This is a genomic window from Streptosporangium saharense, assembly GCF_014203715.1.
In the GTDB taxonomy this organism is placed as follows: Bacteria; Actinomycetota; Actinomycetes; order Streptosporangiales; family Streptosporangiaceae; genus Streptosporangium; species Streptosporangium saharense.
In genome coordinates, this window is record NZ_JACHJP010000002.1 from 1,117,929 (window position 1) to 1,133,309 (window position 15,381).

Annotated in this window: 9 protein-coding genes and 1 tRNA gene; 5 read left to right on the forward strand and 5 right to left on the reverse strand. The window is 70.8% G+C overall.

The window, feature by feature from the left end; all coding sequences use genetic code 11:
- Positions 1 to 10: 10 nt before the first annotated feature.
- On the reverse strand, positions 11 to 610 hold the full coding sequence (locus FHS44_RS13940; protein WP_376771589.1) for an ANTAR domain-containing response regulator: 600 nt from the start codon (positions 608 to 610) through the stop codon (positions 11 to 13).
- Positions 611 to 721: 111 nt separating this feature from the next.
- Between FHS44_RS13940 and FHS44_RS13945 the strand changes: the two genes are divergently transcribed.
- The 3 genes from FHS44_RS13945 to FHS44_RS13955 all read left to right on the forward strand — a co-directional run bounded on the left by FHS44_RS13945 (position 722) and on the right by FHS44_RS13955 (position 2,254).
- Positions 722 to 797: transfer RNA gene (locus FHS44_RS13945), tRNA-Leu, on the forward strand.
- A gap of 60 nt (positions 798 to 857) precedes the next feature.
- The gene (locus FHS44_RS13950) at positions 858 to 1,628 is read left to right on the forward strand and encodes a helix-turn-helix domain-containing protein (protein ID WP_184714383.1); all 771 of its coding nucleotides are present in this window, start codon (positions 858 to 860) and stop codon (positions 1,626 to 1,628) included.
- 80 nt (positions 1,629 to 1,708) lie between these two features.
- A complete protein-coding gene (locus tag FHS44_RS13955; protein WP_184714384.1) occupies positions 1,709 to 2,254 on the forward strand; it encodes a GNAT family N-acetyltransferase in 546 nt (181 codons plus the stop codon).
- A 64-nt stretch (positions 2,255 to 2,318) separates the two neighbouring features.
- On the opposite strand, the gene pyk is transcribed toward FHS44_RS13955, so the two are convergent.
- The gene (gene pyk, locus FHS44_RS13960; protein WP_184714385.1) at positions 2,319 to 3,749 is read right to left on the reverse strand and encodes a pyruvate kinase; all 1,431 of its coding nucleotides are present in this window, start codon (positions 3,747 to 3,749) and stop codon (positions 2,319 to 2,321) included.
- A gap of 162 nt (positions 3,750 to 3,911) precedes the next feature.
- On the opposite strand from pyk, the gene FHS44_RS13965 reads away from it, so the two are divergent.
- Positions 3,912 to 5,816, forward strand: coding sequence for an ArnT family glycosyltransferase (locus FHS44_RS13965; RefSeq protein ID WP_184714386.1), 1,905 nt, complete (start codon positions 3,912 to 3,914; stop codon positions 5,814 to 5,816).
- On the opposite strand, the gene FHS44_RS13970 is transcribed toward FHS44_RS13965, so the two are convergent.
- The 3 genes from FHS44_RS13970 to gltB all read right to left on the reverse strand — a co-directional run bounded on the left by FHS44_RS13970 (position 5,806) and on the right by gltB (position 13,561).
- The gene (locus FHS44_RS13970) at positions 5,806 to 7,443 is read right to left on the reverse strand and encodes a S8 family peptidase (RefSeq protein ID WP_184714387.1); all 1,638 of its coding nucleotides are present in this window, start codon (positions 7,441 to 7,443) and stop codon (positions 5,806 to 5,808) included. The two genes, FHS44_RS13965 and FHS44_RS13970, sit on opposite strands and share 11 nt — an antisense overlap.
- A 118-nt stretch (positions 7,444 to 7,561) precedes the next feature.
- Positions 7,562 to 9,040, reverse strand: coding sequence for a glutamate synthase subunit beta (locus FHS44_RS13975; RefSeq protein ID WP_184714388.1), 1,479 nt, complete (start codon positions 9,038 to 9,040; stop codon positions 7,562 to 7,564).
- A 15-nt stretch (positions 9,041 to 9,055) separates the two neighbouring features.
- Positions 9,056 to 13,561, reverse strand: coding sequence for a glutamate synthase large subunit (gltB, locus tag FHS44_RS13980; RefSeq protein WP_184714389.1), 4,506 nt, complete (start codon positions 13,559 to 13,561; stop codon positions 9,056 to 9,058).
- A gap of 284 nt (positions 13,562 to 13,845) precedes the next feature.
- Here gltB and FHS44_RS13985 point away from each other — a divergent pair, with 284 nt between their 5' ends.
- The gene (locus tag FHS44_RS13985) at positions 13,846 to 15,381 is read left to right on the forward strand and encodes a bis-aminopropyl spermidine synthase family protein (RefSeq protein WP_184714390.1); all 1,536 of its coding nucleotides are present in this window, start codon (positions 13,846 to 13,848) and stop codon (positions 15,379 to 15,381) included.

Sequence of the window (15,381 nt, forward strand, 5' to 3'; positions counted from 1 at the left end):
GGCCCACCCCTCAGCCCTCCTGCGCACCCCCCGCCCCCGACACCCCGTCAACCACGACCTGCGCCACCTGACGCATACTCAACCGGCGATCCATCGACGCCTTCTGAATCCACCGGAACGCCTGCGGCTCACTCCACCCGTGCTCCGCCATCAACAACCCCTTCGCCCGCTCAACCAGCTTGCGCGTCTCCAGCCGATCCGAGAGCGACCCCACCTCCCGCTCAAGCGCCACGATCTCCTCGTGCCTGCTCACCGCCATCTCGATCGCGGGCACCAGATCCGACTTCGTGAACGGCTTCACCAAATACGCCATCGCCCCGGCGTCCCGCGCCCGCTCAACAAGATCACGCTGCGAGAACGCGGTGAGGATCAGACACGGGGCGATCCGCCGCGACACGATCTGCTCGGCGGCGGAGATGCCGTCCAGGATGGGCATCTTCACATCCAGGATCACCAGATCGGGCCGGTGCTCGGCCGCCAGCGCGACAGCGGACTCCCCATCCCCCGCCTCCGCGACGACGGCGTACCCGTCCTCCTCCAGCATCTCCTTGAGGTCGAGGCGGATCAGAGCCTCGTCTTCCGCGATCACCACTCGCCGCTGCGTACTCACGAGCAAGAGAGTACCGATGTCCGCTAGATTAGGACCACGCCGGTGTCCACAGCTGATCCAGTTCTGGGTAAGCTCACCACCGACACGCAATCCGGACAAGTCCGGAAATATGCCCTGATATCCCAACGGCAGAGGAAATGGTCTCAAACACCATCTAGTGTGGGTTCGAATCCCACTCAGGGCACCAAAGGCAGTTCCCGCCGAAGCACCACGCGTTTCTGTCGTACCCTCCTGCGACACTCTCCGCATGTACGACCTCACCGTCCGTCAAAGGGTGCTCCGGCTTCTCGGCTCCGGCCAGACCGTCAGCGCGGTCAGCCGCCAGACAGGCGTCTCGCGGGCGACGGTCAGGCAGTGGCGGGACAATCCCGACCACCTCTCCTCACGGGTGGCCTCCTGCCCCCGGTGCCAGGAGATCCCGCAGCCACCCGCCCCCGGCGACGTCTACGCCTACCTTCTGGGCCTCTATCTCGGGGACGGCTGCATCAGCACCGTCGGAGACCCCGCGAAGCAGGTCTGGTCCCTGCGGATCATGTGCGCGGACGCCTGGCCCGGTCTCCAGGAGGAGTGCGCCCAGGCGCTGGCCGCCCTCAGACCGGGCAACAAGGTCCGCAGGCTCCCCCGCCAGGGGTGCACGGAGATCAACTGCTTCTCCAAACACTGGCCCCACCTCCTCCCCCAGCACGGGCCGGGAAAGAAACACGAACGCCCGATAAAGCTGGAGAACTGGCAACGGAAGATCGTCGAGGCCAATCCCGGCAGCCTCGCCCGCGGCCTGTTCCACTCCGACGGGTGCAGGCTGACCAACCGGGTCCGGCGAGAGTTCGACGGCCGGTCGCAGTTGTACGAATATCCGCGTTATCTCTTCGTGAACGAGTCCCGCGACATTCTCGCCCTCTGCGGGGAAACCCTCGACATGCTCGGTGTCGCCTGGCGACTGCCCAAGCCGAACACCATCTCCGTCGCGCGCCGCGAGGCCGTCGAGCGGCTGGACGAGTTCGTCGGCCCGAAGTACTGACGGCGGGTGGGGCGATTTGCCGCTGGAGGGAAGGATCGGGAAGAGTCGGCGCATCCGGCTCTTCGATCTGAGAGGCAGTCATGACTGGTGGCGTCGTCCCTGGGGAGCTCCGTCTGAGCGGGCACGGCCTGGTGTTGCGTGAGTGGGAGGACGACGACCTGGAGACGATGGTCGGTCTGTTCGACGATCCTCAGGTGGCCTACTGGACGCCGCTGGTCTCCCCGTTCGACCTGGAGGCGGCCCGGCTCTATCTGAAGCGTGCGCGGGAGAGGCGTTCGGCGGGGCAGGCGGTCCAGTTGGCCATCACCGAGGGCGCGGGGGCGGCGCTGGGTGAGGTGCTGCTGATGTGGAGTGAGCCCGGTTCGGAGGTCGCGGAGATCGGTTACAGCGTGGGGGCTGCTCACCGGGGGCGGGGGCTGGCGGTGCGGGCGGTGCGGGTGATGACGGAGTTCGCACGCGGCACGCTGGGGATCGACCGGTTGTTGCTGGAGATCGAGGCGGAGAACGTCGCGAGTGCGGCGGTGGCGGGTGCCGCGGGTTACTCCCTGACGGAGGCGCCGCCGATCCCCGGTGAGGAGAAGGGCAGGAGGCTGCTCCTGCGGACGTGGGAGTTCGACGGGCGTTGACTTTCGGTGCCGGTACGGCGGGCGTCGTGGGCGCCGCCGTACCGGATGGGGTGGGTGGGCCGCGTCAGGCGGGGTGGGAGACGGCGGCGCCGATGGTGTGGACGCGCAGGGCGTTGGTCGAGCCCGCGGTGCCGGGAGGGGATCCGGCGACGATGACGACCTTGTCGCCCTTCTCCAGGCGGGCGTTGGCCAGCAGGGAGGCCTCGACCTGGCGGACCATGTCGTCGGTGTGGTGGACGAAGGGGACCTCGAAGGTCTCCACGCCCCAGGTGAGGGCGAGCTGGTTGCGGACGTGGGGTGCGGAGGTGAAGGCGAGCAGCGGGATGGGTGAGCGGTAGCGGGCCAGGCGGCGGGCGGTCTCGCCGGACATGGTGAAGGCGACGAGGGCCTTGGCGCCGACGATGGCGCCGACCTCGGCCGCGGCGCGGGCGATGGCGCCACCGGTGGTCTCGGGCAGCCGGTCGAGGCTGTGGGTGGCCTGCAGCCAGGTCTTCTCCGCGGTGCCCGCGATGCGGCTCATGGTCTGGACGGTCTCGATGGGGTAGTTGCCGACGGAGGTCTCGCCGGAGAGCATGACGGCGTCGGCGCCTTCCATGACGGCGTAGGCGACGTCGGAGGCCTCGGCGCGGGTGGGCCGGGGGGCGGAGATCATGGAGTCGAGCATCTGGGTGGCGACGATGACCGGTCTGGCCTTCTCGCGGCAGAGTTCGATGGCGCGTTTCTGGACGATCGGCACCTCTTCGAGGGGGAGCTCGACGCCGAGGTCGCCGCGGGCGACCATGATGCCGTCGAAGGCCTCGATGATCTCGGGGAGCCGTTCGACGGCCTGGGGCTTCTCGATCTTGGCGAGCAGCGGGAGGCGGACGGCCTCCTGCTCCATGATGTTGCGGACGACGTCGGCGTCGGAGGGGCGCCGGACGAAGGACAGGGCGATGAGGTCGAAGCCGGTGCGCAGGGCCCAGCGGAGGTCGGCCTCGTCCTTGTCGGTGAGGGCGGGGGCGCTGACGTTGACGCCGGGCAGGTTGAGGCCCTTGTTGTCGGAGATCATGCCGCCGATGATCACGCGTGTGGTCACGCGGGGGCCGTCGATGCGGGTGACCTCCAGGTGGACGCGTCCGTCGTCGACGAGGATGCTGTCGCCGGGGCGGACGTCCTTGTGGAGGCCGAGGTAGGTGGTCGAGACCTGTTCGCGGTCGCCGGGGACGTCTTCCGTGGTGATGGTGAAGACGTCTCCGAAGCCGAGGCGGACCGGGCCCTCCTCGAACTTTCCGACGCGGATCTTGGGGCCCTGCAGGTCGGCGAGCACGCCCACACCGCGGCCGAGTTCGGCGGCGGCCTCCCTCACCCTGTCGTAGACCTCCTTGTGCAGTTCCTGGCTGCCGTGGCTGAGGTTGAAACGAGCCACGTCCATGCCTGCGGCGATGAGTTCGCGGAGGCGTTCAGGGGAGGAGGTGGCGGGGCCGAGGGTACAGACGATTTTTGCGCGACGAGTCACGGGTCCCACCCTAATTGGTACAGACCACTTGGTCGTTACGTTGGCCGGAGCAGGGGTGAAAAACTCGATGACATCGTGTCACCGGCGTGGATCCGGGGGTTCTCATTGGATCCTCATGGGGTGTCAAGGGGTTGTTGAGCCGGCGGCCCGAGGTTGTGGCGCATGGATGTGCGCGGGGAACCACGGTGGTCGAGGTGGTCGCTGGTCGCGGTGTGCGCGGTGGCGGCGGTTCTGTACGGCTGGGCGCCGGGGTCGCTCGGGTACGGCAACTCCTACTACGCGGCGGCCGTCCGGTCGATGGGGGTGAGCTGGTCGAACTTCTTCTTCGGGGCGTTCGATCCGCTGGGGGTCGCCACGGTGGACAAGCCGCCGGGGGCGTTGTGGGTGCAGGCGTTGTCGGCGCGGGTCTTCGGTTATCACGGGTGGGCGTTGATCCTGCCGCAGGTGGTCGAGGGGGTGCTCGCGGTTGTCGTGCTGCATCGGGCGGTGCTGCGCTGGGCGGGTCCGGTGGCGGCGTCGGTCGCGGCGGTCGTGCTGGCGTTGACGCCGATCACGGTGGCGGTGAACCGTAATGACAATCCGGACACGTTGCTGGTTCTGACGTTGGTGTGCGCGGCGTACGCGGTGACGCGGGCGGTGCGGGAGGATCGGGCGCGTTGGCTGGTGGCCGGGGGTGTGTTCGTCGGGCTGGCGTTCACGGTGAAGATGCTGCAGGCGTGGGTGGTCGCTCCGGCGCTGCTGGGGTCGTGGCTGGTGGCGGGGGTCTCGTGGCGGCGGGTGCGGGCGTTGGCGGTCGCGGGCGCGGCGATGGTGGTGACGTCGCTGGCGTGGGTGGTCGCGGTCGAGGTGTGGCCGGGGGCCAGGCCGTACGTGGGGGGCAGCAGGGACGGCGGCGCGTGGGATCTGGTGGTCGGTTACAACGGGTTTGGCCGGTTGCTGGGGACGCGTGACGGGGCGGGGACGGGGCTGGGGAACGCGGGGCCGAGCATGGGCGGTGATCCGGGGTTCGGCCGGTTGTTCAACGACCAGGTGGCGGGGCAGATCAGCTGGTTGTTGCCGTTCTGCGTGGTGGGGGCGGTCGCGGCGGCCGTGACGCTGGCGGCGCGGCGCGGGGAGGCCGCCCGGTCCGGGGAGGTCGCCGGTTGGGTGGTGTGGGGTGGCTGGCTGGTGTCGTGCTGGGCGGTCTTCGGTTTCGCCGAGGGGATCTTCCATCCGTACTACACGACGCAGCTGGCTCCCGCGGTGGCGGCGGTCGCGGGTGCGGGGGCGGTGGCGATGTGGCGGCTGTACCGGCGTCCCGGGGGTTGGGCGTGGGCGCTGCTTCCCGTCGCGGTCTGCGGGTCGGCGCTGTGGGCGCTCGTCGTGGTACGGCGGACGCCCGACTGGTTGCCGTGGCTGGCGCCGTCGGTGGGGGTGGCGGGGGTGCTGGGGGTCGTGGGTCTGCTGGTGGGGCGGTTGTGGGGCAGACCGGGGAGGGTTCTCGCGGTGGTGTTCTCGGTGGTCGCGGTGCTGCTCGCGCCCGCCGCGTGGTCGGTGGCGGAGCCGTTGGAGGGGCCGGGCGGGACGGGCGGGGTGAACCCTGCCGCGGGCCCGGAAACAGGGTCCGGCGGCGGCGCCCGGAGCCGTGGTCCCCGAGGCGGCGGTCCCGGCGGTGGCCCCAACCGGGGGCGGATGAACGGGGGTGGGTTGTCGACGTGGGGGGTGGCGACGGGGACGTTGACGGACGGGCAGCGCCGGGTGCTGGAGTACGTCACCGCCCGGCGGGACGGTGCCAGGATCCTGCTGGCGACGCTGTCGGCCAGCGGGGCGGCGCCGTACATCATCGCGACGGGTGGGGATGTGGTGGCGATGGGCGGCTACAACGCCACGGACCAGGCGGTGGGGCTCGACGAGCTCAAGCGTCTGGTCGCGGCGGGTGACCTGCGGTTCGTCCAGTTGTCGGGGTTCACGGGGCAGGGGGCGGACGCCGATCCGCGGCTGGCGTGGATCGAGGCGAACTGCTCCCCCGTCGCCCTTGAGGGCGTCACCGACCTGCGCCGGTGTGACGCCCTGGACGTCAGGGGGTGATGGTCGCGGCCCTGGCCGCGTCGACGATGCCGTGGCCGTAGAAGCCGTTGTGGGCCTTGGAACCCTGGCAGGTGTGGGCGTTGTCCCCGGTGAAGCCCTGGTAGACGTAGCGCCGGGGGCTCGGGCAGGAGGTCTGGGAGGCGCTGGCGTAGAGCAGTCGTTCGACGTCGGCGGGCCGCATGGTGACGCCGTCCTTGGCGGGCTTGCCGAAGCGGCTGATGATGATGGCGGCGACGCCGGTCACGTGCGGGGCGGCCATGGAGCTGCCCGCGAGGTACTGGTAGTAGGCGCAGGTTCCGCCCTGGCAGTCGCGGACGACGGAGTCGGTGCGCGGTTTGCCGTCGGCGTCGATGAGGCGCCCGGCGCGGAGCACGTTCTCGGGGACCGCGGCGAGGACGGTCCTGGTGATGTCCTGGCCGCCCTTGCCGTCGGGTGAGTCGGCGGCGTCGCCGCCGGGGGCCGCCAGGTCGGTCTGCTCGACGCCGTAGTCGGAGTAGGAGGCCTTGCGCTTGCTGGGGCCGACTGCGGAGACCGAGATGACACCGTTGGACTCGGCGGGGACGCTGAGGCAGGAGTTGTCGATCTCGCGGTTGCGCTGGGTGTCGAGGGGATAGTCGGGGCTGATGGGGTCGATCTTCGGGCTGCCGAGGTCGGTGGCCTCGTTGCCGATGGCGCTGATCAGGGTGACGCCGTGGTCGCGGGCGTAGTCGAGGGCGCGCTGCATGCCGGTGATGACGCCGCGCTGTTCGAGCTGTTCGGCCTTGGAGTCGCTGGGGTTGGCGGTGCAGTTGAACAGCCACGGGTCGATGTAGTAGCTCATGTTGACCACGTCGATGCCGTGGTCGGCGGCGTAGGTGAGGGCGTCGAGGCTGGGTTTGAGGAAGAACACCCCGGAGTCCTGGCCGGCGCGGAGGTTGATGAGGGAGACGCCGGGGGCGACGCCCGCGACGCCCAGCCCGTTGACCGGGGAGGCGATGGTACTGGCCACGTGGGTTCCGTGGCCGTCGTCGTCCCAGTCGGCGGGGTCCTTGCAGCCTTCGAACTCGCAGGGGCCGTCGAGGTCCTTGCCGTTGGGGTCCTTGGGGATGTCGGTGACGAAGTTGCGGCTGAGGTCGCGGTTGAAGTTCGGGGCGATGTCGGGGTGTTTGCCGTCGATGCCGGTGTCGATGACGCCGACCAGCACCTTTTTGTCGCCGGGGGCGGTGAGGTGGGATCCGCCCGCGGTCGCGCCGATCATCTTCATGTCCCACTGCCGGTCGGCGAGGGGCTCGCCTCCGGCGACGGTGAGGCTGCGGATGTCGGAGGCGCTGACGCCGGTCACGGGGACCGAGGCGGCGCGGCCGATCCTGTGGTCGCTGGAGATCCCGGCGACGGAGGGGTCCGTGGCGAGGCTCTCCACGAAGCGGGTCGCGGGGCCCCTGGCGATGACGTATCCGAGCTTGGGCTCGGTGGAGACCGGGGTTCCCCCGGCCGCCTCGATGGCGTCGACGGCTCCGGTGCGCGCGCCGTCGGCGTAGAAGACGAGGTAGTCGCGCGTCGCGGCGGCCTGGTTCACCGGGGTCACGGCGGTGAGGCTCGCGACCACGGCGGCGGTCGCCCCTGCCAGGCGTGTGCGCCAGCGGTTCATCGATCCTCCACATCCGTCAGGGCCAGGAGAATCATCCTCAAGCCATCCAACCCGCAAAGCAAACCGGTGTTCCCGGTACGGCTGGCGGGCAGCCGTACCGGGAACACCGGGTTCGTGGTCAGACCAGCGGCCTGGCGGTCGGCGGGATCGCCACCGGGAGGGCGGTCTGCCCGGTGAGGTGGCGGTCGACGGCGGCCGCGGCGGAGCGGCCCTCGGCGATCGCCCAGACGATCAGCGACTGGCCGCGTCCCATGTCTCCGGCGACGAAGACGCCTTCGACGGAGGTCTGGTAGCCCTTGTCCCTGGCGACGTTGCCGCGGGCGTCGAAGAACTCGCCGTCGGCGCTCTCGGCGAGGTCGTCGAGCAGTCCGGCCTTCTCCGGGCCGACGAAGCCCATGGAGAGGGTGACGAGGTCGGCGGGGATCTCCCGCTCGGTGCCGGGGATGGGCTTGAAGCCGTTGGCGGGGCCCTCGACCTCGACGAGGCGCAGTGCCCTGACGTTGCCATTGGCGTCGCCGACGAACTCGGTGGTCGAGACGGCGTAGACGCGGTCGCCGCCGCCCTCGGCCAGTTCCTCGTGGGCGCTCTCCATCTTGAACAGGATGGGGAAGGTGGGCCAGGGCTGGCTGCCGGGGCGTTCCGCCGGGGGCTGGGGCATGATCTCCAGCTGGGTGACGGAGGCGGCTCCCTGGCGGATGGCGGTGCCGATGCAGTCGGCTCCGGTGTCGCCGCCGCCGATGACGACGACGTGCTTGCCGTTGGCGTCGATCTGCGGGGTGGCGCGGTCGCCCTCCTGGACCTTGTTGGCCAGGGGGAGATACTCCATCGCCTGGTGGACGCCCTTCAGGTCGCGTCCGGCGACCGGCAGGTCACGCCACTTGGTGGCGCCTCCGGCCAGGACGACGGCGTCGAACTGTTCGCGGAGCTGGGCGGCGGTGATGTCGACGCCGACGTTGACGCCGGTGCGGAACTCGGTGCCCTCGGCGCGCATCTGGGCGAGCCTGCGGTCGATGTGCCGCTTCTCCATCTTGAACTCGGGGATGCCGTAGCGCAGCAGGCCGCCGACGCGGTCGGCGCGTTCGAACACGACGACGTCGTGTCCCGCCCTGGTGAGCTGCTGGGCGGCGGCGAGGCCCGCGGGTCCCGAGCCGACGACGGCGACCTTCCTGCCGGTCCTGGCGGTGGGGATCTGGGGGGTGACCCAGCCCTCGTCGAAGGCGCGGTCGATGATCTCGACCTCGACGCGCTTGATCGCCACCGGGTCGGAGTTGATGCCCAGCACGCAGGCGGCCTCGCAGGGCGCCGGGCACAGGCGGCCGGTGAACTCGGGGAAGTTGTTGGTCGCGTGCAGGCGTTCGATGGCCTCGCGCCAGTCGTCGCGGTAGACCAGGTCGTTCCACTCGGGGATGAGGTTGCCCAGGGGGCAGCCGTTGTGGCAGAACGGGATGCCGCAGTCCATGCAGCGGGAGGCCTGCTTGGTCAGGGCGGCCTTGGGGAAGTCCTGGTAGACCTCCTTCCAGTCGCGGATGCGCACGTCGACGGGACGGCGGGCGGGAAGCTCGCGTCCGTGAGTGAGGAAACCCTTCGGGTCAGCCATCGGTGTGTACCCCCCTTATCCCTGCACCGCGGCCGTCATGACCGCCTCGTCGATGTCCCTGCCCTCGCGTCTGGCGGCCTCGGCCGCGCGGAGCACGCGCTTGTAGTCGGTCGGCATGATCTTGCGGAAGCGGGACGGGTCCCAGTCGGCGAGGAGTTCCCTGGCGACGGCCGAACCGGTCTCCGCCAGGTGGGTCTCGACGATCTCCCGCAGCGCGTCGGCGTCGGTCTCGTCCAGGTCCTCGATCTCGACCATCTCGCGGTTGATCCGCGCGGTGTCGGGGTCGAGGAGGTAGGCGACGCCGCCGGACATGCCCGCGGCGAAGTTGCGGCCCGTGGGGCCGAGGACGACGGCCCTGCCGCCGGTCATGTACTCGCAGCCGTGGTCGCCGACGCCCTCGACGACGGCGGTGGCCCCGGAGTTGCGGACGCAGAAGCGTTCGCCGACGACACCGCGGATGTAGGCCTCGCCGGAGGTGGCGCCGTACAGGCCGACGTTTCCGGCGATGATGTGGCCGTCGAGGGGGGCCTCCTCGTAGGGCCTGACGGTGATCCGGCCGCCGGACAGGCCCTTGCCGAGGTAGTCGTTGGCGTCGCCGGTCAGGCGCAGGGTGACGCCCCTGGGCACGAAGGCGCCGAAGGAGTTGCCCGCGGAGCCGGTGAAGCGGACGTCGATGGTGTTGTCGGGCAGGCCCGCGCCGCCGTACCGCTTGGTCACCTCGTGGCCGAGCATGGTGCCGACCGTACGGTTGACGTTGCGGATGGGCAGGTCGAGCGTGACCCTGGTGCCGTTGGCCAGGGCGCCCTCGGCGAGCTGGATCAGGGTGTGGTCCAGGGCCCGCTCCAGGCCGTGGTCCTGCTCGGTGACGCGGCGCAGCGCGGTTCCCTCGGGCAGTTCTGGGCGGTGCAGGATCGGCGTGAGGTCGAGGCCGGACGCCTTCCAGTGCTGCTCGGCGGAGACGGTGTCGAGCAGTTCGGCGTGGCCGATGGCCTCCTCGATGCTGCGGAAGCCGAGGGCGGCGAGATACTCGCGGATCTCCTCGGCGATGAACTCGAAGAAGTTGACGACGAACTCGGGCTTGCCGCTGAAGCGCCTGCGCAGCTCAGGGTTCTGGGTGGCGACGCCGACCGGGCAGGTGTCCAGGTGGCACACGCGCATCATCACGCAGCCGGAGACGACCAGCGGGGCGGTGGCGAAGCCGTACTCCTCGGCGCCGAGCAGGGCGGCGATGACCACGTCGCGGCCGGTCTTGAGCTGGCCGTCCACCTGCACGACGATGCGGTCGCGCAGGCCGTTGAGCAGCAGCGTCTGCTGGGTCTCGGCCAGGCCGAGCTCCCAGGGGGCGCCGGCGTGCTTGAGGGAGGTCAGCGGGGAGGCGCCGGTGCCGCCATCGTGGCCGGAGATGAGCACGACGTCGGCGTGGGCCTTGGACACGCCCGCCGCGACCGTGCCGACGCCGACCTCGGCCACGAGCTTGACGTGCACGCGGGCGGCCGGGTTGGCGTTCTTCAGGTCATGGATGAGCTGGGCGAGGTCCTCGATGGAGTAGATGTCGTGGTGCGGCGGCGGCGAGATGAGGCCGACGCCGGGGGTCGAGTGCCTGGTCTTGGCGATCCAGGGGTAGACCTTGTGGCCGGGAAGCTGGCCGCCCTCGCCGGGCTTGGCGCCCTGGGCCATCTTGATCTGCAGGTCGTCGGCGTTGACGAGGTACTCGGAGGTGACGCCGAAGCGGCCCGAGGCGACCTGCTTGATGGCCGAGCGGCGGGCGGGGTCGTGCAGCCGCTCCGGGTCCTCACCGCCCTCGCCGGTGTTGGACTTGCCGCCGAGGCGGTTCATCGCGATGGCGAGGGTCTCGTGCGCCTCCATCGAGATGGAGCCGTAGGACATGGCGCCGGTCGAGAAGCGCTTGACGATCTCGCTGACCGGCTCGACCTCGTCGATCGGGACGGGCTCGCGCACTCCCTCGCGGAGGGTGAACAGGCCGCGCAGGGTCATGAGCCGCTCGGCCTGGGAGTCGACGAGGGAGGTGTACTCCTTGAAGATCTCGTAGCGGCGGGAACGGGTGGCGTGCTGGAGCTTGAAGACGGTCTCGGGGTTGAACAGGTGCGGTTCGCCCTCGCGGCGCCACTGGTACTCGCCGCCGACCTCAAGGCGGCGGTGGGCGTTCTCGGCCCTGGGGTAGGCGCGGGCGTGGCGCAGCGCGGTCTCCCTGGCCAGGACGTCGAAGCCGACGCCGCCGAGGCGGGAGGTGGTGCCGGTGAAGCAGGTGGCGATGACGTCCTCGCCGAGGCCGAGCGCCTCGAAGATCTGGGCGCCGGTGTAGGAGGCGACTGTGGACACGCCCATCTTGGACATGACCTTCAGGACGCCCTTGCCATACGCCTTGATGAGGTTGCGCACGGCCTTGTCGCGCTCGACCTTCAGGACGCCGGAGGCGATCATGTCCTCGACGGTCTCGATGGCGAGGTAGGGGTTGACCGCTCCGGCGCCGTAGCCGATGAGCAGCGCCATGTGGTGGGCCTCACGCGCCTCGCCGGTCTCGATGACCAGGCCGACCCGGGTGCGGGTCTTCTCGGCGATGAGGTGGTGGTGGACCGCGCCGGTGAGCATCAGCGACGGGATGGGCGCCAGGACGTCGGAGGAGCCCCGGTCGGACAGCACGATGATCCGCGCCCCGCCCTCGATCGCGGCCGAGACCTCGGCGCGGATCTCCTCGATGCGGTGGAGCAGGGCCTCGCCGCCGCCGCGGACCTCGTAGAGGCCGGAGACGACGTGCGGCCGGAAGCCGGGCAGCGCGCCCTCGTCGTTGATGTGGATGATCTTGGCGAGCTCGTCGTTGTCGATCACCGGGTAGGGCAGCACGAGCTGGCGGCAGGAGGAGGGCTCAGGGACGAGCAGGTTGCCCTCCGGGCCGAGCGTGCTGGCCAGGGAGGTGACGAGCTCCTCGCGGATGGCGTCCAGCGGCGGGTTGGTGACCTGCGCGAACAGCTGGCTGAAGTAGTCGAACAGCAGCCTGGGCCGGTCGCTGAGGACGGCGACGGGCGTGTCGGTGCCCATGGAGCCGATGGGCTCGGCGCCCGCGCGGGCCATGGGCGCCAGGATGATCCGCAGTTCTTCCTCGGTGTAGCCGAAGGTCTGCTGCCGCCGGATCAGGGCCTCGTGGGTGGGGATCTCCCGCGAACGGGCGGGCAGTTCCTCGAAGCGGACCAGGCCGGCGTGCAGCCAGTCGCCGTAGGGCAGTTCTGCGGCGAGCTGGGCCTTGATCTCGTCGTCCTCGATGATCTTGCCGCGGGCGGTGTCGACCAGGAACATCCTGCCGGGCTGCAGGCGGCCCTTGCGGACCACGTCCTGCGCGGGGATGTCCAGGACGCCCGCCTCGGAGGCGAGCACGACGAGGCCGTCGGTGGTGACCCAGAACCGGCCGGGACGCAGGCCGTTGCGGTCGAGGACGGCGCCGACGAGGGTGCCGTCGGAGAAGGTGATCGAGGCGGGGCCGTCCCAGGCCTCCATGAGAGTGGAGTGGAACTCGTAGAAGGCCCGCCGCGCGGGGTCCATCTCGGTGTTGTTCTCCCACGCCTCGGGGATCATCATCAGCACGGCGTGGGGCAGTTCGCGTCCGGCGAGGTGGAGCAGTTCGAGCGTCTCGTCGAAGGAGGCGGTGTCGGAGCCCTCGGGGTCGCAGATGGGGAACAGCCGCGACAGGTCGCCGGGCAGGGCGGCGGTGTCCAGCATGGCCTCGCGGGCGCGCATCCAGTTGCGGTTGCCCTTGACCGTGTTGATCTCGCCGTTGTGGGCGACGTAGCGGTAGGGGTGCGCCAGCGGCCAGGAGGGGAAGGTGTTGGTCGAGAAGCGCGAGTGGACCAGCGAGATCGCGCTCTCGTAGCGCTCGTCGCTCAGGTCGGGGAAGAACGGCTCGACCTGGCCGGGGGTGAGCATGCCCTTGTAGACGATCGTCCGCGAGCTGAGCGAGGGGAAGTAGACCTTCGCCTCGTGCTCGGCCCGCTTGCGCAGGCAGAAGGCGAGCCTGTCCAGTTCGAGGCCGCTCTCGCCGCCGGGGGAGCTGACGAACAGTTGCGCGAAGTGCGGCATCGTCGCGCGGGCGCTCGGGCCGGGCAGCGTCGGGTCGGTCGGGACCTCGCGCCAGCCGAGAACCGTCAGGCCCTCCTCGTCCGCGATCCGCTCGATCAGCCGTACCGCGTCGCCGCGGGCCTCGGCGTCGGCGGGCAGGAAGGCCGTACCGGCGGCGTAGGAGCCCGCGTCGGGGAGCGGGAAGCCCGCTTCTGCGCGGAGGAAGGTGTCGGGGATCTGCGTGAGGATTCCGGCACCGTCACCGGTGTCCGGCTCGCTTCCCTGGGCCCCCCGGTGGTCGAGGTTGCACAGGGCCGTCAGCGCCTTCGTGACGATGTCGTGGCTGCGGCGTCCCGCGACGTCGGCGACCATGGCGACGCCACAGGCGTCGTGCTCGTTCGAAGGGTGGTACAGGCCCTGAGGCTCGGGAAAACCGAGGTGGGCAGCAGGCATCGAATCCCTCCCGTCGTCTCACTGCTCTGGATCAAGCCAGGGACGACGTTGGCCCTGCTGCGTGGTGGGTAGACATTACCGTACCCTGCCGGAAACCTACCTACCCGGTCCGCATAGCGACCATTTAGCATAGGTTTGCCCATCTCAACCAACATTCCTGTACGGCCCGGCATTCCCCCTGCCAGTCCCGCCGTCCCCGCCGCGAGAACGCCCGCGTCCACCACGCGGCCCCGGCGCTTCCCAGCACGGCGAAGGTCCCGGCGAACACGCCCTAAGGTTGGCGCATGGACGCGATCGCGGATCTCCTCACCCGGGCGGGAGTCGACGGCAGGAGGCCGAGGGCGGTGCTGGCCGCGCTGGGCGAGGGCCGCTGGTGGACCCTCGCGGACCTGGTCAGGCAGACCGCGACCTCGCGGCGGACGGTGGAGTCCCTGCTGCGCGAGCTGGACCTCGAACGTTCCGGCGAGCGTTTCCGGCTCAGGGCCCCGCTGCCGGAGGTGTCCCCGACCCGCGCGCCCGCCGACCCGGTGGCGCACCTGCTGCCCGCCCACGCCGACCTGGTCGCCACGATGGAGCGCCTGATCGCCGGGGCTCCCCGGGGGCGTCACACGCTCGACCACGTGTCGGCGACCGCGGAGACCGTGGTCAGGCGGGCCCTGCTGCTCGACGCCAGGTTCTGGCTCGACGGCGCCCGGCTGCTGTGCGTCGGCGACCACGACCTGACCTCGCTGGCCGCCGCGGCGCTGCACCCCGGCCTTGAGGTGACCGTCGCCGACATCGACGAGCGCATCCTCGGCTACATCGCCGAGCAGGCCGACCGCCTGAACCTGCCGGTGCGCACCCGCTGGGCCGACCTGCGCCTCGGCCTGCCCGCCTCCACGCGTGGCTGGGCCGACCTGGCGATCACCGACCCGCCCTACACGCCCGAGGGCGTCGGGCTGTTCGTCGCCCGCGCCGCGGAGGGCCTGCGCGACCGCGACCAGGGCCGTCTCCTGCTGGCGTACGGCGCCAGCGAGCGGACTCCCGCGCTGGCGCTGAAGGTGCAGAACGCCCTGGCGGCCCTCAACCTGGTCAGTGAGGCGATCTACCCCGACTTCAACCGCTATCTCGGCGCGGAGGCCATCGGCTCGGCCGCCGACCTGTACGTCCTGCGGCCGACCACGAAGACCTGGCCCGCCGTCGCCGCCCGCGTCGAGGGCCTCAGCGCCGCCATCTACACCCAGGGCCCCCAGGCTGTCGAGTCGGCCGCCTCCCCCGCTCCCCCGGCCCTGCTCGACGGGACGCCGGAGGTGCTGGTCGGCGACTGGCCCGCCCAGTTGCTGCCCCGCGTCCCCAGGGCCCGCCTGACGACCTGGCTGGCCAAGCCGTACGCCACCGATCCCGCCGAGGTCGCCATCGCGGTGCCCGCGGGGCTTGAGGCCGCGCTGTCCCGGCTGCTGCTGGCCACCCGCGCCCGCCGCGTCCAGGTCACGCTCGCCGAGCCACCCGCGAGCCCGCCCGCCGAACTGTCCGCCGTCTACGAACTGACCGTCCACGGCAACACCATCCACGCCGTACGGCTGCCGCCCCCGTCAACCGACGAGGGGCGCGTCCTGCGGCGCGTCCTGGACAACGCCCACGGCAAGGTCGCCAACACCTGGCGGGAGGCTCTCATCTCGGTCAGGGGTGAGCTGACCAAGAGGCAGGCCAGGGCACTCGTCGCGGAGAGCGCGCCGTGGGCGCGGGACGTCACCGTGCTGGAGCTGCCCGCGCACCGGCTGCGGGAGCTCGGGGACGCGGTCGCGCGCTCCCTGACCGCGCCCGTCCCGGCCTCGGACTAG

What these genes read in the sequence shown, in the direction of transcription:
- FHS44_RS13975 (WP_184714388.1), bottom strand. Translation starts at nt 9,040, where the DNA reads ATGGCTGACCCGAAGGGTTTCCTCACTCACGGACGCGAGCTTCCCGCC.
- FHS44_RS13950 (WP_184714383.1), top strand. Translation starts at nt 858, where the DNA reads ATGTACGACCTCACCGTCCGTCAAAGGGTGCTCCGGCTTCTCGGCTCC.
- FHS44_RS13955 (WP_184714384.1), top strand. Translation starts at nt 1,709, where the DNA reads ATGACTGGTGGCGTCGTCCCTGGGGAGCTCCGTCTGAGCGGGCACGGC.
- FHS44_RS13965 (WP_184714386.1), top strand. Translation starts at nt 3,912, where the DNA reads ATGGATGTGCGCGGGGAACCACGGTGGTCGAGGTGGTCGCTGGTCGCG.
- FHS44_RS13985 (WP_184714390.1), top strand. Translation starts at nt 13,846, where the DNA reads ATGGACGCGATCGCGGATCTCCTCACCCGGGCGGGAGTCGACGGCAGG.
- FHS44_RS13970 (WP_184714387.1), bottom strand. Translation starts at nt 7,443, where the DNA reads ATGAACCGCTGGCGCACACGCCTGGCAGGGGCGACCGCCGCCGTGGTC.
- gltB (WP_184714389.1), bottom strand. Translation starts at nt 13,561, where the DNA reads ATGCCTGCTGCCCACCTCGGTTTTCCCGAGCCTCAGGGCCTGTACCAC.